Source organism: Saccharothrix coeruleofusca, from assembly GCF_014648515.1.
In the GTDB taxonomy this organism is placed as follows: Bacteria; Actinomycetota; Actinomycetes; order Mycobacteriales; family Pseudonocardiaceae; genus Actinosynnema; species Actinosynnema coeruleofuscum.
Genome location: NZ_BMRG01000010.1, coordinates 180,257 through 200,702 on the forward strand (window position 1 = coordinate 180,257; position 20,446 = coordinate 200,702).

14 protein-coding genes are annotated in these 20,446 nt (G+C 72.6%); 8 read left to right on the plus strand and 6 right to left on the minus strand.

Features of this window, described 5'->3' with window-relative positions:
- Window position 1: 1 nt before the first annotated feature.
- On the minus strand, window positions 2-2,167 hold the full coding sequence (locus IEZ00_RS23530; protein ID WP_229796032.1) for a protein kinase domain-containing protein: 2,166 nt from the start codon (window positions 2,165-2,167) through the stop codon (window positions 2-4).
- A gap of 127 nt (window positions 2,168-2,294) precedes the next feature.
- Between IEZ00_RS23530 and IEZ00_RS23535 the strand changes: the two genes are divergently transcribed.
- Both IEZ00_RS23535 and IEZ00_RS23540 read left to right on the plus strand, forming a co-directional pair.
- Complete coding sequence (locus tag IEZ00_RS23535; RefSeq protein ID WP_189225482.1) at window positions 2,295-2,471, plus strand: hypothetical protein; 177 nt, start codon at window positions 2,295-2,297, stop codon at window positions 2,469-2,471.
- Window positions 2,472-2,528: 57 nt separating this feature from the next.
- Window positions 2,529-4,217, plus strand: coding sequence for a serine/threonine-protein kinase (locus IEZ00_RS23540; RefSeq protein WP_189225483.1), 1,689 nt, complete (start codon window positions 2,529-2,531; stop codon window positions 4,215-4,217).
- Window positions 4,218-4,226: 9 nt separating this feature from the next.
- Here IEZ00_RS23540 and IEZ00_RS23545 read toward each other — a convergent pair whose 3' ends face one another.
- The 3 genes from IEZ00_RS23545 to IEZ00_RS23555 all read right to left on the minus strand — a co-directional run bounded on the left by IEZ00_RS23545 (window position 4,227) and on the right by IEZ00_RS23555 (window position 10,147).
- Window positions 4,227-5,579: a serine/threonine-protein kinase gene (locus tag IEZ00_RS23545; RefSeq protein ID WP_189225484.1), complete on the minus strand. Its 1,353-nt coding sequence runs from the start codon at window positions 5,577-5,579 to the stop codon at window positions 4,227-4,229.
- A gap of 229 nt (window positions 5,580-5,808) precedes the next feature.
- The gene (locus tag IEZ00_RS23550) at window positions 5,809-8,694 is read right to left on the minus strand and encodes a M36 family metallopeptidase (protein ID WP_189225485.1); all 2,886 of its coding nucleotides are present in this window, start codon (window positions 8,692-8,694) and stop codon (window positions 5,809-5,811) included.
- Window positions 8,695-8,842: 148 nt separating this feature from the next.
- Window positions 8,843-10,147, minus strand: coding sequence for an MFS transporter (locus IEZ00_RS23555; RefSeq protein WP_189225486.1), 1,305 nt, complete (start codon window positions 10,145-10,147; stop codon window positions 8,843-8,845).
- Between the two features lie 247 nt (window positions 10,148-10,394).
- On the opposite strand from IEZ00_RS23555, the gene IEZ00_RS23560 reads away from it, so the two are divergent.
- From IEZ00_RS23560 to IEZ00_RS23575, 4 genes are all read left to right on the plus strand, one after another.
- Window positions 10,395-10,877 (plus strand): hypothetical protein, encoded by a 483-nt coding sequence (locus IEZ00_RS23560; protein WP_189225487.1) that lies wholly within the window; start codon window positions 10,395-10,397, stop codon window positions 10,875-10,877.
- Between the two features lie 42 nt (window positions 10,878-10,919).
- Window positions 10,920-12,881 (plus strand): sensor histidine kinase, encoded by a 1,962-nt coding sequence (locus tag IEZ00_RS23565; RefSeq protein WP_189225488.1) that lies wholly within the window; start codon window positions 10,920-10,922, stop codon window positions 12,879-12,881.
- A gap of 61 nt (window positions 12,882-12,942) precedes the next feature.
- Window positions 12,943-13,638, plus strand: coding sequence for a response regulator transcription factor (locus IEZ00_RS23570; RefSeq protein ID WP_189225489.1), 696 nt, complete (start codon window positions 12,943-12,945; stop codon window positions 13,636-13,638).
- Between the two features lie 55 nt (window positions 13,639-13,693).
- Window positions 13,694-14,368, plus strand: a complete 675-nt coding sequence (locus tag IEZ00_RS23575) for a hypothetical protein (RefSeq protein ID WP_189225490.1) — start codon at window positions 13,694-13,696, stop codon at window positions 14,366-14,368.
- 71 nt (window positions 14,369-14,439) lie between these two features.
- Here IEZ00_RS23575 and IEZ00_RS23580 read toward each other — a convergent pair whose 3' ends face one another.
- Complete coding sequence (locus IEZ00_RS23580; protein ID WP_189225491.1) at window positions 14,440-16,314, minus strand: multicopper oxidase family protein; 1,875 nt, start codon at window positions 16,312-16,314, stop codon at window positions 14,440-14,442.
- A 489-nt stretch (window positions 16,315-16,803) separates the two neighbouring features.
- Here IEZ00_RS23580 and IEZ00_RS23585 point away from each other — a divergent pair, with 489 nt between their 5' ends.
- Both IEZ00_RS23585 and IEZ00_RS23590 read left to right on the plus strand, forming a co-directional pair.
- The gene (locus tag IEZ00_RS23585) at window positions 16,804-18,603 is read left to right on the plus strand and encodes a pectate lyase-like domain-containing protein (RefSeq protein WP_229796021.1); all 1,800 of its coding nucleotides are present in this window, start codon (window positions 16,804-16,806) and stop codon (window positions 18,601-18,603) included.
- Window positions 18,604-18,755: 152 nt separating this feature from the next.
- Entirely contained in the window at window positions 18,756-19,043 is a 288-nt protein-coding gene (locus tag IEZ00_RS23590; RefSeq protein WP_189225493.1) for a hypothetical protein, read from the plus strand.
- A 65-nt stretch (window positions 19,044-19,108) separates the two neighbouring features.
- Here the strand turns inward: IEZ00_RS23590 and IEZ00_RS23595 are convergent.
- Window positions 19,109-20,446, minus strand: a 1,338-nt coding sequence (locus IEZ00_RS23595; RefSeq protein WP_229796022.1) for a beta-1,3-glucanase family protein, incomplete at its 5' end; no start/stop codon positions are given.

A 20,446-nucleotide genomic window follows, 5' to 3' on the forward strand; every position in this document is an offset into this window, starting at 1 on the left:
GTCAGTCGACGCACGGGGGAGCGGCGGGAACGGGGTTGGGGGCGGCGGCGGGGCCGGAACCCGGCTTCGCGGTCCGGAGTCCATTGATGAACGCGCGCACCGTGGCCGGGTCGGCGGTCACGGCTCCCTCGGGACCGCCTGCCGCCGCCTGCACGGGCAGGACGAGGAAGTCGACGTCGCCCGCCGCCACCTCCCGCAGCCGCCCGGCGAGGTCGAGCAGGTCCGACCCGGAGTCCACGACCATCGTGCGCTTGACGGCCGCGACCAGGTCGGAGACGGCCGCCGGGTCGGTCAGCGTGCCCGCGGAGGTGATCTTGTCGATCAGCGCGCCCAGGAACGCCTGCTGGCGCGCGATCCGGTCGAGGTCGCCGCGCGGCAACCCCTGCCGCTGGCGGAGGAACGACAGCGCGTCGCTGCCGGACACCGACTGCGGCCCGGCCTTGAAGACCGCGCCGGAACCGGGGTCGGCGACATCGGCCTTGAGGCACACCTCCACCCCGCCCACGGCTTGGCTGAGCAGGTAGAAGCCGTACAGGTTGAGCTCGGCGTACCGGTCGACGCGGACCCCGGTGAGCTGCTGCACCACCTGCACCAGCAGGCGGCGGCCCGCGGTGTCGGACTCCCGCGCCAGGCGCTGCTCGTCGACCACCCCGCTCGCGCGCAGCTCGGCCTCCGCGCGCTGCTTGCCCACGCCGAACACCTCGCTGATCGACCCCTCGCCCGCGTCGGGGAGCGGCACCCGCAGGTCGCGGGGGATGGAGACCGCCGCCGCGCGACCGCCGCCCTCCGACAGCCGGACCAGGATGGCGCTGTCGGTGTTCACCCCCGCCGACTGCTCGGTGCGCAGCTGCCTGAGCACGTCGTCCGGCAGCGGTCGCCCTTCGGCGTCGGTGCGGCTGTCGCTGCCCACCAGCAGCAGGTCGGTCATGCCGTCGGCGCTGTCGGGGCTGCCCGGCACGTCGAGCACACCGGGCACCTTGACCTGCTCGTCCACGCCCGACAGCACCCACCACGCGATGCCCGCGGAGACCAGCACGGCCACCGCGGCCAGCGCCACCACGACCCGGCCCACCCGGCCGAGCACCCGGCCCGCGCGCCGCCGCGCGGGCCGGTCGGCGGGCGGGCCCGCAGCCACGTGCGTGGCCACGTGCGCGGTCACGTCGTCGGCCGGGTCCGGGGTCACCACCCGACCGAGGGTGAGCTGCTCGTCCCGCTTGGGCCCGAAGCCGAAGTGCGTCGTCGGGGCGGGTGGGTCGGGGTCGACCACCTCGGTGCTGTCGCGGGTAGCGGCGGTGGTGCCACCGGCAGCGCCGTCAGGGGTGTCGTCGGGAGTGCTCTCGGCAGTGGTGTCGGGGGTGATGTCGAGCGCGGACAGGGCGTCGCGGAACAGCGCGGCCGTCGCGTACCGCTGCGTCGGGTCGTTCGCCAACGCCTTGCGCAGCACCGCCATCATCTCGTCCGGCACGCCCGCCACCGGGGGCACCGGCTTGCCGTGCAGCAGGATGATCTCGGCCAGGTTGGGGTCGCCGACGCGGGGGAACCGGGGCGGACGTCCCGACAGCAGGGCGTAGAGGGTGGCGCCCAGCGAGTAGACGTCGGCGCGCTCGGTGGGCTGCTCCTGGCGGAACGCCTCGGGCGCGGCGTAGGCGGGGGTCAGCGCGGACAGGCTCGCCGAGCTGTCCCGGCCCGGCTCGGCGAGCGCGGCCAGGCCGAAGTCGGCCAGTCCCGGCACGCCGTAGCGGTTGACGAGGATGTTGGCGGGCTTGATGTCGCGGTGCAGCACCCCGGCGGCGTGCGCGGCGGCCAGCGCGTCCGCGATCCGCACCCCGAGCTCGCGCACCTGGGCCGGTGACATGGGCCCGCCCGTGCGCAGCCGGTCCAGCAGCGACCCGCCGGTGCACAGCTCCATCACCAGGTACGGCCGCCCGTCGGCCAGCACGCCCGCGTCGTGGAGCCCCACCACGTGCGGGTGGCCGGACAGGCGGCCAGCGGCCTTGGCCTCGCGGAGGAACCTGCGCCGGTCCGCTTCGTCCAGCACCATGCGGCTGTCGACCTTGAGCGCGACCTCGCGGTCGACGCTGACCTGGAGCGCCCGGTAGACCACGGCGAACCCACCGCGCCCCGCTAAGCCGACCACCGCGTAACCGGGCACCTCGGGATGCGACATCGCCACGGAAGACGAGTCTAGGGATCGGCGCCCGATCTTCCTCCGTATTCGTGCCACGCCGGGTGGTTGTCCGGCGAACCCGGTCAACCACCTGTTCCGCGCCGCGGCGGGCGGCCAGACTCGCGGCATGATCGTCATCCTGGACACGACCCCGCTCCACCCGGACAGCGCGATCCGCCCGGCTGCGCGACCGGGGCCCGTCCGCCGGGTCGCCGTCCCGGTCGGCTCCGCCCTGGCCGCCGTGGTCGTCGACCGCTTGGCGGAGGGCGTCCTGGACGCGCTGCTGGGACTGCTCACCGGCTGACGCACCCGCTGACACACCCGCTGACGCGCGCCGCGCCGCGTGGGTATCTTCTTGCCCATGCTCGATTCCGAGGACCGGCTGCTGGCAGGCCGGTACCGGTTGCGAGCCCGGCTCGGCAGCGGCGGCATGGGCACGGTGTGGCGGGCCGCCGACGAGTTCCTCGAACGCGAGGTGGCGGTCAAGGAGGTGACCCTCCTCGACGCCGTCGAGGAGTCCGCGCCCGCCTTCCAGCGCACGCTGCGCGAGGCCCGCGCGAGCGCGCGATTACGGCACCCCGGTGTCATCACGGTGCACGACGTGGTCCTGGAGGGCGGTCGGCCGTGGATCGTGATGGAGCTGGTCGAGGGGCCTTCGCTGGCCGAGGTCGTCGAGCGGGAGGGACCACTGCCGCAGCACCGGGCGGTCGACCTGGCCCGGCAGCTGCTCGCCGCCCTGTCCTACACCCACCAGCGGGGCGTGCTGCACCGCGACGTCAAGCCCGCCAACGTGCTGCTCGACGGCGACCGGGCGGTGCTCACCGACTTCGGCATCGCGGCGGTCGAGGGCGGCACCGCGCTCACCGCGACCAACCAGCTGATCGGCTCACCGCAGTACCTCGCGCCCGAGCGCGTCAGCGGCGCGGGCGCCGCGGCGGCGAGCGACCTGTGGGCGCTCGGCGTCACCCTGCACTTCGCGGTCACCGGGACCTCGCCCTTCCAGCGCGACGACGTGCGGGCGGTGCTCGGGGCCGTGCTCACCCACGAACCGCCGCCGGTCCCCGGAGCGCTGGGACCGGTCATCGCGGGTCTGCTGCGCAAGGACCCCGCCCGCAGGCTCACCGCCGCCGAGGCGGGCGCGCTGCTGCCCGCAGGCGCGGCGGCGACCCGCCGGATCACCTCCGGCACCGCCACCCGGCCCGAGCCGAAGGGGCTGTCACGGCGGGAACGGCGCCAGGTGCTGGGCGTCATGGCGCTGGTGATCGCGCTGGCCGCCGCGGCGCTGCTGTGGGCGAACTGGTCGCGGGGGAGCGGATCGGCGCTGGAGCGCATGGCCGCGCGCGGCTCGATCACCATCGGGGTGCGCGACGACCAGCCCGGCCTGAGCCTGTGGGACTCGGTGTCCCAGACGTTCAGCGGCTTCGACGTGGAGATCGCCGAGCTGGTCGCGGACGGGCTGGGCTACGACGAGGACCGGATCACCTTCGTGCCGGTCGCCCCGGCCGACCGCGAGACCGCCCTCGCCTCCGGCGCGGTGGACATGGTCGTCGGCGACTACCCGATCACGGAGGAGGCCAAGCGGAGGGTCGACTTCGCGGGCCCGTACCTGGTCAGCGCGCCCAGCGTGCTGGTGCGCGAAGGGTACGTGTGGCCCGATGACCCCGGCGTGATGCGCGGGCGCGAGGTGTGCACGGTCGGTGACGCGCGCCCCGCCTCGGGACGGGTCGAGCGGGCCGACTTCGTGACGAGGCCGAGCTGGGCGGACTGCGTCGAGGCGCTCGACACCGGGGCCGTTGACGCGGTGGTCTCCGACGAGGCGGTCCTGCTGGGCTACGCCTCGTTCGCGGCGAACCGGTTCGACCTGCTCGTCGAGCCGACGGCCGCCGTGGAGTACGGGATCGGCCTCGCCCACGGCGACAAGCCGTTGCGGGACGAGGTGAACGCGATCCTGGAGGAGGCGATCGGGAACGGCGGGTGGCGGGCGGTCCACGACCGGACGCTGGGCGCGTCCGGTCAGCAGCCCAGCGTCCCCGTGGTCAAGCCGTACTGATCCGCGGACCTAGCTCCGCTCGTCGGCCGACGGGCTCGGCTCGCCCGCCCCGGCGTTGCTCTCCGGGAGGTCGGTGGGGCTGGAGGCGGGGGGCACCGAGGTGGGGGTCTGTCCCCCGGTGGTGGTGACGACCGGCGGGGAGGTGGTGACCTCGGTGGCCGGGTCGCTGGTCACGGCGGGGGCGGAGGTGGTGGCCGAAGGCGTCTCCGAGGTCGTGACCTGGGGCGTGGTGGTAGTGGTGGTGGTCGCCTGGGTGGTGTCCGGGGTCTGGGTGGCGGCCTTCTGCGGGGGGTTGAACACGGCCTGCGGCGCCGCGTCCTGCGGCAGCTGCGGGGCGACCGGCTGTGACGGTGCCGAGGAGGCGGGCGGCGTGGTGGAGGAGGCGGGCTGCGAGGTCGCCGGTTCCTGGCCGACCGTCGCGGCCGTGCCGATGCTCAGCGCGCCGACCAGCGCGCCCGCCACCGTGACCAGCACCTTCCGGGAGGGGCGCAGCTCGCGGCGCGGCGCGGCCTGCGCGGTGTCCGAGGGCACTGTGCCCAGGGGCGCGGCGTCCGTCGGCACGGTCCCCATCGGCACGGTGTCGTCGGGCAGCAGCGAGGCGGCGGCCAGCGCCCGCGCGCAGTCCTGCGCGGTGGGGCGGTCGTGCGGCGCGGACGCGGTCATCCGCGACAGCAGCCGTTCGACGTCGGCGGGCAGGTGCTGGGGGATGGCGGGCGGGCGGTGCAGGCGGGCGATCGCGGCCTCGACGTCGCCGCCGCCGTACTCGCGCCGCCCGGTCAGGCACTCCAGCAGCACCAGGCCGAGGGCGTAGACGTCGGCGGGGTGGTCGACCTCCTGGCCGAGCACCTGCTCCGGGGCGAGGTAGGCGGCCGTGCCCACCAGTTGGTCGGTGCGGGTCAGCCGCGTCGCGCCGGTCAGGTGGACCAGGCCGAAGTCGGCGAGGTAGGCGTTGTCCTCGCGGTCGAGCAGGATGTTCGAGGGCTTGATGTCGCGGTGCACCAGACCGTGGGAGTGCACGTGCGCCAGCGCGTCGGCCAGCCCGGCCCCCAGCCTGCGCACCTGGTCCGGGGACAGCGGTCCCCGCTCGATCCGGTCGCGCAGGGTGTCGCCCTCGACCAGTTGCAGCACGACGAACGGGGTGCCCTCGTGGGTGTCGGCGTCGTAGACGGAGACCAGCCAGGGGTGCGAGAGGTTGGCCAGCGCGCGGACCTCGTTGTCGAACCGCTGGGCGGCGGCGTCGTCGAAGCCCGGCTGGAACAGCTTGATCGCGACGTGTCTGCGCAGGAGGGTGTCCCAGCCGCGGTGGACCTCGGACATGCCGCCCAGCCCGATCGGCTCGGCGAGCTCGTACCGGTTGGCCAACAGGCTCTCACTTCCCGACCGTGACACTGCGTTACCTCCGGTCGCGTTCGCGGACCACTTTCGAGTGCCCGGCGAACGGGGAGCGCAAACAGTTGTCCGAATTATGAGACACGCCCGACTCGTTGAGGCGAGTCGGGCGTGTCCAGGTCGCTCGGTGTGAGCGGTCCGCATCGGACAGTGCGGTGAGGACGGTGTCATCCGGAAAGATGGCGTCCCAATTGGCGTCGACTCAGTCGCGGAACGCCTGCAGCTCGGAGATGCGCACGGCGCGTGCCAGCTCCGGGTTGCCGGTGGCGCAGTCGCTGGTCGACCGCGGGTCGTCGTGCTGCGACCCCGCGTAGTCCGGCGCGCCCGTGCACTGGTTGGACACCACCTGGATCCTCAGGTGGGTGGCCGTGATCGGCGGCGTCGGGAACGAGCGCGCGGTCAGGTCCGGCGCGGTCGGCCGGGGGATGCCCGCCGGGAAGGCGTCGGCCGGGCTGGTGTAGGCCAGGCGGAAGTCGGCCGGGGACGCGCACGACGAGCCGGACGTGGTGTCGCACGCCAGGATCTCGAACTGCCGCAGCGCGGTGAACCGGTTCTGCGCGCCGGGATCGGGGTCCTGGAGGATCTCCGACCGCAGCAGGGCGCTCACCTGCACCCGCCGGATCACCTCCGGGGCGGTGCCCGCGAGGTCGACCGTGACGCCCCGACCCGCCACCGGCGAACCGACCGACGCCCAGTTCGTCGCCTCGGTGTCGTCGATGAGCCGGTCCAGGTTCACCCCGTCGCCGGTGGCGGTCGCGCCACGGGTGCGGGAGGCCAGGTTGGGCGTCAGCGACGGGCTGAGCGTGCTGTCCTCCCGGACCGCCTGCCGCAGCCGCGTGCTGCCGTAGCCGTTCGCGGCGACGACGAAGTCGTACTCACCCGGCACGACCTCCACCGCGTCGGGCAGCGCCGTCGCCGGGTCGGTGTCCGCCACCGGGACCGTGCGCCCTTCGTAGTGGCCGATGTAGAGCCGCGCCCCCGGCACCGAGGACAGCCGCAGCGTCACGTTCTCCCCGTTGGGCGAGGCGAAGCTCGGGGTCGGGTCCACAGCACTGGGGCCGTTGCTGGCCGCGTCACGACCCAGACCCCGCCGGGCGAAGGCGTCCCACAGCTCCGGCAGGTCCGCGCCGCCGAAGCGGACCTCGTTGGCGGCCAGGGTGGCGTCGCGCATGTCGACGAAGCTGACCGCGCCGGAGGCGGTGAGCAGCAGCGCGTCGAACGCCTGCTGCACCCAGCGCCGGTTGCCGGGGCACTGCTCGACAGGCAGTTCGCCGTCCGCGCACGCCCGCTGCGACTCCGGGGTGCCGAGGCCGTACTTGTCGATCATGGCCTGCCGCACGTCGAAGCTGGTCGCGCCCCAGATTTCGCCGTCGGCGTGCACCTGCGCGCCGACCAGGTCGTAGGCGATGTTGCTGTAGTTCAAGGGGCTGCGGCTCATGTCGTAGTTGCGGATGCCCGCCTTGGCGTCCGCGGAGACGTACCCGCCGATGACGTGCGCGGTGTCGCCGCTGGGCTGGAAGCCGTACTCGAACAGGTACTCCATGGCGAACAGGTCCGAGTGCGACTCGTTCATCGCGCCCGCCTGGCCGCTGCCCCAACCGTTGTCGGGGCCCGCGATCATCCGGTTGGTGATCGCGTGCGCGTACTCGTGGCCGATCATCGACATGTCGTAGTCGCCGTCCACGCACGGCGCGTAGAACCCGCCGGGCGTGGGCTGCCAGAGGTACATGTTCGTCACCGGCGCGACACCGTCGGGCGGGGTGACCTGGTTGGCGTTGTTGCGGGACGGGAACGACGGCGGCGCGCCGCCCGCCCGGCCGCCGGACTGGGCGTTGCCGCGCTCGGCGTCGCCGCCCAGTCCGCCGCGATCGCCGTTGTCGGTCTGCAGGTTCCAGGTCTCCTCGGTGAAACCGAGGTGGTAGGACCAGTCGTGCATCCGGTTGTGCGTGGCGACCAGGTTGGCCAGCGCCGCGTCGACGTCGTTCTGCCGCGCGGAGGAGAAGACCGCCGGGTCGCAGCGCTCCTCGTGCCACTGGTTGGTCCACGGGTAGGTGTAGCGGCGGTCGGCCGCCGTGGCCGCGGTGCGGGTGCCGACCGTGCCGTTGGCCAGGTCGTCCCACTTCTCGGTGCTGCGGGCGGAGTTGCCCGACGAGGTCCGGCTGGGCGTCCCGGTGGCCGGGTCGACGTCCCATGCCAGGTCCCGGTCGGCCGTGCTGACCGACCGCTCGCAGTCCTCCAGCCGCACCAGGCACCACCGCTCGCGGGTGTCCGCCGAGGAGTAGTCGGCGGGCGGGTTGGCCGGGAACACGTCCCAGGCCGGGTTGTCCGCCTGGTGGTCCACCAGGTTCTCGCGGACCAGCAGCTCGCCGGTGCGGGCGTCCACGTAATCGGTGAAACCGCTTTCCCCGGTCATCCTGACCACCTGGTACGCCATCCGCGCGGGACCGTCCGGCATGGGCACCGCGCCCAGCAGCACCCGCGTGGCGCCACCGAGCCCGGCGGTGTCCACCGCCTGCTCCGGGGACAGCGTCGCGGCCTGCGGGGCGGCCCTGGTGGGGCTCATGGTCGAGCTGAGGAACACCACCGCGCCGTCGCGGATGCCGAAGGCCGCCAGCCCGTCCAGGATCGCGGGCGCGGACCCGAACCGCTGGCGCAGCATGACGTAGGAGCCCTGTCCCATCGGGCGGCTCACGAGCACGTCCATCGAGTCGACGTCCTGCTGCGCCAAGCCGAACACGTCGCGGTTGGCGGACAGGTAGTCGCGCGCCACGGTTTCCGGGGAACCGCTTCCCCGCGTCCGCAGGTCCGCGCGGGGCACCAGCGTCGCGGGCGAGCCGTACCGGTTCCACCGGACCGTGCTGCCGCGTTCGCCCGCGAGGGCGCGCTGCCGGTCGGTCGGCGCGGTGGCCTGCGGTCGGTTGTCGATGTCACCGCCTTCGACGGTGTCGCCCTGCACGACCGACGCGCTGTCGCCGGCAGGCCCCAGGGGCGCGGCTTGCGCCCCCGGTGGACCGATCACCAGCGGACTGATCACCAGTGCGCCCGTGGCGGCGAGCGCCGCTGCCCGCCGCAAAGCCCGTCTCCGCATCCGTCCACGCCTCTCCGTGCGCCAGCGTCAGAGATCCGACGTGGATCAAGCTTTCTCTTAGCCGACAACGGGAAGAAAGACCCGTTTGCCGGTATGAGGGGTAGCGCGGACAGCCGGGGACGAAAGGGCACGCGACAGCGCGCCGGGATTACGAGCGGGTCGCGCGCAGCGCCAGGGTCACCACCGCCGCGGACACCATGCAGGCGCCCACCACCCACAGACCGAGCCGGTTGTCACCGGTCGCGTCGGCCAGCGCGCCGGTGACGTAGGGCGCCAGGAACCCCGACAGGTTGCCCAGCGAGTTGATCAGGCCGATGCCCGCCGCCGCGGCGGCGCCGGTCAGGTGGGCGGTGGGCAGCGCCCAGAACGAGGGCAGCGCGGCCAGCACGCCGCAGGCGCACAGCGTCACCGCGACGATCGCCAGCCACGGGTCGGTCAGGTACAGCGCCACCGGGATGGCCAGTCCGCCGACCAGCGCGGGCACCGCCACCCGCACCACCGGGTCCGCCGCGCGCCGGGCCCACACGACCATCGCGACCAGACCCGCCACGTACGGGACGGCGTTGATCAGGCCCTGCTCCACCGTGGAGAAGGTGGTGCCGTACTGCGCGGCGAAGCCCTTGATGATGGTGGGCAGGAAGAACCCCAGCGCGTAGAGGCCGTACACCACGCCGAAGTACACCCAGGACAGCGCCAGCACGCGCGGGCTCTTCAGCGCGCCCAGCACCGACCGGGGGCCCGTTCGCGCGACGGCCGCCCGTTCAGCGGCGAGCGCGCGCTCCAGCGCGTCCCGCTCCTGCCGGGGCAGCCACTTCGCCTCGGCGGGCCGGTCGGTGAGCAGGAACCACACGACCGCGGCCAGCAGCACCGACGGGATGCCTTCCAGCAGGAACATCACCCGCCAGCCGGACAGGCCGAACAACCCGTCGCCGTGCTGGATGATCAGCGTGGAGACCACGGCCCCCAGCGCGGTGGAGATCGGCACCGCGGTCATGAACCAGGCGGTCGTCCTGGCCCGCTGCGCGGCCGGGAACCAGTAGGTCAGGTACAGGATGATGCCGGGGAAGAAGCCCGCCTCGGTGATGCCGAGCACGAACCGCAGCGCGATCAGCACCGCCGGGTTCGGCGTGAAGGCCATCGCCGTGGCCACCACGCCCCAGGTCACCATGATGCGCGCGATCCAGCGGCGCGCGCCGAACCGGTGCAGCATCAGGTTGCTGGGCACCTCCAGCAGCAGGTACCCGATGAAGAACACCCCGGCGGCCACGCCGAAGAGCGTGGCCGACAGCCCCAGCTCCGCGTTCATCCCGTTCGGGCCCGCGAACCCGATGTTGACCCGGTCCAGGTAGTTCACGAAGTACAGCAGGACCAGCAGCGGGATCAGGCGCCTGCCCGCCCGGCGCACGGCCGAGCGGACGAGCTGCTCGTCGGTTCCGGCGGCGCTGTCAGCCATGGACCCTTCCTCTCACAGGACCCGACCAGGATCAAGGACCCCGTAGTAGCGCGCCACCGTTGCGGGCCCGGCGACGACCTGGGCGGGCGTCTGCGTCATATGACCTTGTCGCCTCCTCCGCGACCGGGGGTAATGCGGATCGTCGGCACCCGGATCGCCCGTGAATGGGGGAAGGCGACCCCTGGTTCCCGGGAGTTCGGGACCGGCAGGCTGCACCACGACGACAACGGCGAACCGGAGGAGATAGATGTCCGCACCCACCGAAGACCGGGGACAGCTCTCGCACCCCGTGCTCGGCGACCTGGAGCTGTGGTACGAGACGTTCCTCGTCTACGCGGCGACCGCCCCGGCGGGCAACCCGCACTTCCCCACGGCTCACGTCATCGAGGCGGAGTTCGACGCGCAGCGGGTCCAGGAGGGGCTGGCCTGGTTCGAGAAGGAGTACGGGCAGCTGCTCGGGCCGGGGTTCCTGCCCGACCTGGCGACGATGCGGCGGGCACTGGCCGCGGCGGCGGAGACCCCGGCCACCCGAAGCCGGACGGCGGTGGTCGCGCACCGGCACCCGCACGTGATCGCGGACGGCGGGGAGGTGGTGCTGCACGCGGGCACCGCCGTCACGTTGAGCGGAGGCGGCCTGGAGGGGACGCTGGCACTGGACTACGAGGGCGTGGGGGTGAGCGACGAGGGTTCCCCGTGCCACAACTTCTGGCACTGGCTCAACGGCACGTGACCCCCGCGGGGTGGCGTCCGCGGATTCTTCCAGGGGAGGGGCATGTCATCCGGACGGACAGCGGGGGCCGGGATGCGGGGCATCGGCGGGGCGGTGATCGGCGCCAGGCTGCTCGCGGGGGGCGGGGCAGGACTGGTGCTGGTGGCGGGGGCCGTGCACGCGGCCTCCGCCACCACCCCGGCGCACCCGCACAACTGGATCACCGCCATCGTCCACTGCCTGCTCGGCGAGCGGCTCGTGGCGTACGCGCGGCGCAACCCGGTGGGGTGGGCGGTGCTCGCCATGGGGGTGTGCGGGGCCGCCGCGACGGGGGTCGCGGCGTGGCCGGACCAGCGGTGGGTGGTGTGGGTCGGCAGCTGGGTCTGGTGGCCCACCTACTCGCTGCTGCCGGTGGTGCTCCTGCTGTTCCCCACCGGGCGGCCACCCGGCCGGTGGTGGTGGGCGGCCGTGCTGGTCGCGGGCGTCGGCGTGGTGCTGCCGCCGGTCGGGATCGGGTGGGCCTCGTGGGCCGAACCGGCCACCTTCTGGGAGGGCGTCTTCGGCGGCACCGCGCGACGAGGGGTCGCGGTGGCGCTGTCGGCGTTCGGGTTCGCCGCCTTCGCGGTCGCCCTGGTGGCCGCGGTGGCGTCCCTGGTGGTGCGGTGGCACCGGGCGCGGGGCTCGCAGCGCCGGGTGGTGCGGTGGGCGCTGGTGGGCGCCCTGGTGGTCGTCCCGGCGCTGGTGCTGGAGCTGGCGTCCGGGGCGGCCTGGGGCGCGTGGCTGATGGCCGCCGCGGCGTTCCCGGTGGCGGTGGTGATCGTGATCGTCCGCCACGGCCTCTACGACATCGAGCTGGTCCTCCACCGCACGTTGTTGTACGGGCTGCTCGGCGCGTCGCTGATCGGCGGGTACACGGCCATCGCGGTGGCCACCACGACGGCCGTGCCCACCGGCGGCAACGTGCTCGCCACGGTCGCGGTCGTGGCGGCGCTCGCCCCGCTGCACCGGCTGCTGCAGGGCGCGCTGAACCGGTGGCTGTTCGGCGACCGCGCCGACCCGTACCGCGCGCTGGTCGAGCTGGGCCGCACGCTGGCGCACCCGCTGCGCCCGAACGAGCTGCTGCCGACGTTGGCGGCGTGGGTGGGCAGGGCGCTCAAGCTGCCCTACGTGGCCGTGCACCTGGAGGGGGCGGAGAGCACCCCGTCGGCGGTGCACGGGCGCTCCTGCGGAGGGCAGCGGTACCAGGTGGAGCTGTGGCACGGCGGTGAGCGGACCGGGGTGCTGGTGGCGGAGGCCAGGGCGCGCGACGAGAGGCTCACCGCGCGGGAGCGCAGGCTGCTGGAGGACATGGCGGGGCAGGCCGCCCCGGCGGCGCACGCGGCGCGGCTGGCGCTGGCGCTGCGCGAGGCCGACGACCGGTTCGAGCGCAGGCGGCGGGAGGACCTGCACCGGATCAGCAACGACCTGCACGACACCATCGGCCCCAGCGTGGTGGGCATCCGCAAGCAGGTGAGCGCGGTGCTCAGGGCGGTCGACGACGCCGACGGCAGGACGCGGAGACGCCTGGCGGACGTGGTCGCCGACCTGGAGACGCTCACCGACACCGTGCGCCGGGTCTCGCGCCACGTGCAGGCGCTGGACCTGCGCTTGGGGCTGGTGCACGCGGTGTGCCGCCAAGCGGAGCGCTTCGACGGCGAGCCCGCCGTGCGGGTGGTCCACGCGGGCCGGTTCGACGACATCCCGCCCGCCGTCGAGCTGGCCGCCTTCCTGGTGGTCAGCGAGGCGCTGGCGAACGTGGCGCACCACGCGGAGGCGGCGAACTGCGTGATCGACCTGGTCCGCACCCCCACCTGGCTGCGACTGGTGGTGACCGACGACGGCCGGGGGATGCCCGAGCGGCCGACCCGCGGCGTGGGACTGGTGTCGATGCGGGAACGCTGCCAGGATCTCGGCGGGGAGTTCCACGTCGAGCGCGCGAGCCCCGGCACCCGCGTCACGGCCCGCATCCCGCTGGGGCCGCGATGACCGGTGCCCCGCGCGGCGGCGGGACCGACTGCCGCCGTGCACCAGCGTGGGGGGACGCACTGTGACGCACACCGGGACGCACACCGGGACGCACACCGGACTGCGGGTCCTGGTGGTGGACGACCACCCGATCTTCGTCAGGGGCCTGCGCAGCGAACTGGAGGACGCGGGCGACATCCACGTGGCGGGCGAGTGCGCGGACGGCGTGCGGGCCGTCGCGCTGGTGCAGCGGGAACGCCCCGACGTGGTGCTGATGGACCTGCGGATACCGCCCGCCGACGGCGAGGAAGCACAGCTCTGCGGGCCGGACGTGATCCGCCGGATCGTCGAGCTGGCGCCCGCCACGAGGGTGCTCGTGCTGTCCATGCACGAGGAGCCCGAGCACGTGCGGACAGCGCTGAACGCGGGCGCGAACGGCTACCTGCGCAAGGAGGAGAAGGACATCGCGCAGGCGGTGCGCACGGTGGCCGAGGGCAAGATGGTGCTCGACCCGCGCGTGGGCAGGACGCTGCTCGGCAGCCAGCCGCGGCTGGCCGACGGCGTCCTGCCGTTCCGCCTGACCATGGCCGAGTACCGGATGCTGGTGCTGATGGCCAAGGGGTGGAACAACCAGCGGATCGCCGGGGAGCTGCACCTGTCCACCAAGACGGTGGCCAACCGGGCGCTGGAGATCCAGAACAAGCTCCAGGTCCGCGACCGCGACGAGGCCGTGGAGAAGGCGCGCAGGAACGGCATCGGGGCGGAGCACAACCCGTGAATCCGGGACGCGGTGCTGCTTGTTCCCGGGAACGCGGGAGCGGGAGCGTTCGCCCATGCTCAACGCACACGCGCACCCCGTCTACCGCATAGCGCTCGGGGTGGACATCGAGGGTTCGACGACCCGGAGCAACCGGGAGAAGCCCGTGCTGCGCGAGGTCATGTACGAGATCATCGCCGAGGCGCTGGCGCGGCACGGCATCGGCGACGACGTCGACCGGCTGGTGGACCGAGGTGACGGCGCGCTGGCCCTCATCCGGCCGTCCGACCGGGTCCCGAAGACGCTCCTGCTGGGATCGGTCGTGCCCGAGCTGAGCAAGCTGCTCACCCGCCACAACACCCGGCGGCCGGAGGTGTCGATGCGGCTGCGGGCGGTGGTGCACGCGGGTGAGGTGCACTTCGACGAGCGCGGCCAGTTCGGGGAGCTGCTGGACGTGGCGTGCGGGCTGCTCGACGCGCCCCGGCTGAAGCTGGCCCTGCGGGAGACCAGCGCGCCGCTGGTGCTGGTGGTCTCCGACGAGCTGTACTGGTCGGTGGTGCACCACGGCTACGACAGCATCGCGGTGCCGTCGTTCGCGCCGCTGGTGAACGTCCAGGTCGGCCCGGCGCCGAGGCAGGGATGGGTGCACGTGCCCGGCGAACCGACGACCTGGCAGTACGGCCCGGTGCGCGGGCCGGTCGGCTCCCCGCGGCGCGGACTGCCCCTACCGGATGTGTCTGCTGTGGACTGATGGTCGTCCTGCGGCGCTCGCGCGGTGGCCCCCGCCTGAGCCAGGCGGGGGCCACCGGGTGCGGGTCGGCGTCAGAGCACGTCGCCGCTGTCGCGGGCTTCACCCGCGGCCGCACCGTGATGCGGGTGACCGCCGAACCGGTGGATGTGGAATCGGGCGGCCTCGGCGGGCATGACCACGAAGGGCCGCATCATGCCCTCGTCCTCGTGGTCGAGGATGTGGCAGTGGTACATGAAATCGCCCGTCGCGCCCCCGAAGTGGCCCGCGATGGACAGCCACTCGCCCGCCGCGACCTGGAAGGTGTCCTTCCAGCCCTCCTCCTGCGGGGTCAGCGGCGTGCCGGGGCCGGGCAGCGGCAGCGGCGCCGGAGTGCCGCCCGTGGCGAGGTCGAACCCCGCGACGTTGCCGGTGTTCGGGTCCAGCGCGTACTTCGTGCGGTTGAGAGCCTGGAACTGGCTCATGTGGACGTGCATCGGGTGGGTCGGGCCGCCGAGGTGGATGAAGTTCCACACCGCCCAGCGGTCGTGGTTGATGAAGATGCTGGTCGTGTCGTCGAACAGGCTGGCGACCCGCTCGAACGTGCGCACCTGGCCCGTGGCCGGGTCGGTGAGCTGGATGATCCCCTCCGCGGGCAGCTGCGGGGGCTCCTCGATCTCGTGCAGCTCCCACATCTGCGGGTGGCCCTCACCCGCCGTGCCGGGCGGCACGAGCGCGATGAAGACGTGGTCGTGGTCCTCGGGCACCGTGGTGCCGTGGTGCAGCCGCACGTAGGAGGTGGACAGCCGCGCGGGCAGCCGGAAGCGGTCGTTCCGGTCGCGGTTCTCCACCCGGAACTGCATGATGTCCGGCTCGGGCGCGGCGCTGCGGTGGGCGTTGGTCAGCCGCACCCGCCTGCCGCGCAGCTTGGTGAAGTCGATGAGCAGGTCGGCCCGCTCCGCCGGGGCGACGACCAGCCCGCCCGCGGGCAGCGCGGCGGGCCTGGGCAGCAGACCGCCGTCGGTGCCGATCTGGTGGACGGCGTGGTCGAGCGACTCGCCGGTGGCGTCGTCGACCAGGTGCAGCTGGTAGAAGCGGGCGTTCGAGGCGTTGACCACGCGGAAGCGGTACCAGCGGGTCTCGACCTCCATGTGCGGCCAGATGACGCCGTTGACCAGCGTGAACGGCCCGGTGAACGGCAGGTGCAGCTGCGTGCCGTCGGGCGCGGTGACGAACGGGACCTTGTAGAGCAGCTGCCCGGTGAGCGCGCCCGACGCGTCGGTGTCGAGGTTGCGGTCGGTGATCAGCAGCGGCACCTCCTGCTCGCCCGAGGGGAGGTTGAGCCTGGCCTCCTCCTCGTCGCGGATCAGGTACACCCCGGCCAGGCCCGCGTGCACGTTGAAGCGGGTGATGGCCATGGCGTGGTCGTGGTACCACAGCGTGGTGGACTGCTGCCGGTTCGGGTACTCCGCGAGCTGGGAGAGGTCCTTGAGCACGGCGTTGTGCGCCCAGCCGTCGTTGCCGCCGCCGGTGAGGGCGCCGTGCAGGTGCACGACGTTCCACGACGGCAGGTCGGCCACCCCGTCGATCAGCGACACGCCGTCGGGCAGCGAGCCGTCCGGGTTGCGGAAACCGGGGTTGTTCTGCGGCGCCGACGCGATCGGCGCCTGCACGGCGATCAGCGGGATCTTCCCCTCGGTGCCGTTGGTCCAGGAGACCCGCAGCTGGCGGCCGCGGCGCACCTCGATGGTCGGTCCGGGGAAGTGCCCGTCGTAGGCCCACACCTCGGTGGGCGGCAGCTGCGAGTGCAGCTGGGTGGTCGCGCGGACCGTGGTCACGGTGAGCGCGTCCTGGTGCCACCACGAGTGCGGCCGGATCACCGGCGGCACGCGCAGCGGGTCGAGGAACTTGGTGAGTCCGAAGGTGGGCCCCTCCGCGGCGGGTAAGGCCCTGCTGACTAACTCGGTCATGTGAATCCCCCTGGCGGCGTCGTGACGCGCCACCGCCCGTAAGCGGTGCGGCGCATCGGTTTCCCCCATGTCGGCACCTCCCGCTCCCCAGTGGGAAGTCCCGACACTTGTTAGGAGCCAGCGTACGCGCACTGGATACCTGCGCGTCCAGACCAGTTTTGGCCACGAAATCTGCGGTCTAACAACGATTTCACGCCAGTTACCACGGCGGCACGCAGAGTGATCGGAGGTCGTTCACCACTGGGAGAAGATGAGTTCTCCTCTGAAACGGTGGTGTGGAGGCATGGCGTCCCGCCGGTTCGTGAAGTAGAAATAGCGCACCCGCCGTCCGCCGCGTGACCTCATCGGACTTTCCGTGAGAGCGCTCTCGCAGTGAGGTGGCGGGGAGGCGTCCCTACTCCTCCTAGAGGCAGGTCAATGACGATCACGCGCCATGTCAACCATGAGAGCGCTCACACACGGCTCGGCCGGGCGTTCGCGCTGGGCCTCGTGCTGGTTGCGACCACCGCGGCCACCGCGCCCACCGCGACCGCGGACCCGCCCCGGCAGGGCACCCCGGACCTCGGGGCCAACGTCAAGGTGTTCGACCCGAGCATGCCGGTCAGCGAAATCCAGGCGGCGCTGGACGCCACGCACGCCGCCCAGGTCGACAACGAGATGGGCACCCAGCGCTACGCCTACCTGTTCAAGCCCGGCCGCTACGGCACCGCCGAGCAGCCGCTGCAGCTCAAGGTCGGCTACTACACCGAAGTCGCGGGCCTGGGCGCCGCGCCGACCGACGTCGCCATCAACGGCAAGGTCGAGGTCTACAACCGCTGCCTGACCGAAGGCGGCACGGCCAACTGCCTGGCGCTGGTCAACTTCTGGCGCACCCTGGGCAACCTGACGATCAACACCGACCCGAAGGGCCAGGACGACTGCCGGTCCACCGCCAACTTCTGGGCGGTCTCCCAGGCGGTCTCCCTGCGGCGCCTCAACATTCCCAACGGCACACTGTCGCTGATGGACTACTGCACCGCCGGTCCGCAGTACGCCAGCGGCGGGTTCATCGCCGACTCCAAGCTGCCCACGGTCACCAACGGCTCGCAGCAGCAGTGGCTGACCCGCAACAGCGAAGTCGCGAGCTGGTCCAACGGTGTGTGGAACCAGGTGTTCTCCGGCGTCAAGGGCGCTCCCGACGACGCGGCCTTCCCCAACCCGCCGTACACCACGCTCGACACCACCCCGCTCAGCCGGGAGAAGCCGTACCTGTTCGTCGACGCCTCGGGCGAGTACGCCGTCCGCGTGCCCGCCGCGCGCAAGAACACCAGCGGCGTCTCCTGGGCCAACGGCATGACCCCCGGCCGCACCATCCCGCTGAGCGACTTCTTCGTCGCCAAGCCGACCGACTCGGTGCGCGAGATCAACAGCCAGCTCGCGCGGGGCAAGCACCTGCTGCTCACCCCCGGCGTGTACGACATCGCCCGCAGCATCGAGGTCAAGCGCGCCAACACGGTCGTCCTCGGCATCGGGCACGCCACGCTGACCGCCGTGAACGGCGCGATCCCGCTCGACGTCGCCGACGTGCCCGGCGTCGTCATCGCGGGCGTCACGGTCGACGCGGGCACCAAGACCTCGCCGGTGCTGCTGCGGGTGGGGCAGAAGCACGGCAAGCGCCCCAGCTCGCCGCTCAACCCGACCACGCTCTCCGACGTCTACTTCCGGGTCGGCGGGCCGCACGTCGGCAAGACCGAGACCGCGCTGGAGGTCAACAGCGACAACGTGCTCATCGACCACACCTGGGTGTGGCGGGCCGACCACGGCGTGGAGGGCTTCACCGACACCCAGCGCTGGCACGCCAACACCGGCCGCAACGGCGTGATCGTCAACGGGGACAACGTGACGGCGACCGGTCTGTTCGTGGAGCACTTCCAGCAGTACAACACCGTGTGGAACGGTGAGAACGGCACCACCGTGCTGTACCAGAACGAACTGCCCTACGACCCGCCGACGCAGGCCCACTGGATGAACGGCGACGTCGAGGGCTGGGCCGGGTACAAGGTCGGCGACCGCGTGCGGTCGCACACCCTCCACGGCGGTGGCGTGTACGTGTTCAACCAGAACAACCCGGACATCCACACCGAGAACGGGTTCGAGGTCCCCCGGACCAAGGGCGTCAAGCTGCACCACATCATGACGGTCAACCTCGCGGCGGGGACCATCGACCACGTCGTCAACGGTGTCGGCGAAGCGGCCGACACCACCAAGACCGGCGTGCCGGTGTACGTCGACGAGTACCCGGCTCCGTAGCGGGGAACGCGGGCCCGCGAACCACAGGCCCGGCCCGGTCGGCCCGCACCGCCGACCGGGCCGGGCCTTTTCGTTCGCCCGGACGCGGTGCGACGGACCTCGGGACCTTCGGCCCCTGTCCGATCTACGACGGGTGGATCAGCATTGCTCCCGTGAAGAACGCAGGCGACAGGCACGACAAGTGGACGGGCGGCGCTCGCCGCGGCGAGGACGGTTCCGCGCGGCGGTCCTTCCGGGAGCTGCGGCAGCTGTTCCGGGCGGGCAGGCTCAGCTGGAGCGACGTCACGGCGGAGGAACGCGCGGCCTTGACCGGAGAACAGCGCTCCCTGCTCCAGGAAATGGAGTCCGATGTGCTGGAGAGGCCGGACCGGGACGACTACGGCTCGGAGTCGGTGCGGGCGTTCCGGGGAGGGCTGCCCGAGAGCGGCCGAAGGCGGTAGGACGGGCACGAGAAAGGGGCACGGGTCGCGACGACCCGTGCCCCCTTTCTCCGATCGCGGTCGAGCTACGCGCGACGCCACTTCTGGTTGGCGGTGCCGCCGCACTCCCAGAGCTGGAGCACGGCGCCGTTGGCCGGGTTCCACTCCGCGATGTCGAGGCACTTGTTCGACTGCGGGTTCACCAGGTCACCGGCGTCGCTGAGCACCCACTGCTGCGCCGGGTTGCCGCTGCACGTCGCGACCTGGACGGCTGTGCCGTTGGCGGTCGCGCCCCACGCGACGTCGGCGCACAGGTTGTTGCCGGTGCGCAGGGTGTCGCCGGCGAACTCCCACTTCTGGCCCGCGCTGCCCGCGCAGTCGGCCACGGTCAGGCGCTGGCCGTCGGCGAGTTGGGGCGCGGTCAGGCACTTGCCCTGCCAGTCGCTGACGATCGTGCCGCCCGTGGGCTGCGCAGCGGCGGTCGTCGTGCTCGTGACGCCCGTCGTCGTGGTGGGGGTGGCCGTCTTGGTCTGCGTGGCGGGCGGCTGCGCGGGCGTGCCGCCGTCACCGGTGAACGGCGTCAGGGTGATGCCTGCGGCCTGCGGGTCGCCGTCGTGCACCAGGGACTCCTGCGCCTGCACGTCGTCGAAGGCGAAGCCGTAGGCCTTGCCGTCGACCATGTTCTCGTGGACCAGGCGCGAGTAGTGGTTGGTCAGCTCGCCCTTGTAGAAGTCGGCGGCCGTGCCACCGGGCTGGGTGTCGATGGTGCCCAGCGTCGAGCGGTGCAGCGCCGCGCACAGCGTGCGGGCGATGGGGCCGACGACCCGGTCGTTGGGCGCGCCCAGCGCGCCGTCGCAACCCCACACGTTGGCCGTGGTGGGCTTCTGGAAGGAGGCGACCTGCTGACCGGCGGTGTCGGTGAAGTTCATGACGTCACCGGAGGTGCGGCCGAAGAACTTGGTGCCCGGCTGGTCGGTGAACGGCACCACGGTCAGCGTCTTGCTCGTGTAGGCGTTCCACGCCTGCGTGATGTACGGGTCCAGGTAGTTCGGGTCGAACAACGCGCCGTCGGCGGCCTTGCCGGGCGCCAGGGCGCGCAGCACGGTGCCGTCGGACCGCGTGATCACCGTCTTGTCCCACCCGGCCTGGTTGCGCAGGCCGTTGATGACCTTGTCACGGCCACCGGGGAGCAGTTCACCGGTCTTCTTGGTCGTGCCGTCCGCGCCGGTGACGCTGACCGCGTGCGGCACGGCGAACTGGTCGACCTGCGAGCTGTTGAGCCACAGGCCCGCGTCGTTGTAGGTGAACTCGCTCCAGTCGAACAGGATGTCGTGGTTCGCGTCGCCGGGCGACCAGGGCGCGGGCTGGACCAGGCCGTCCGGGGTCAGGAAGAACTTCAGCTTCTCCCCGAAGGACATGTAGAC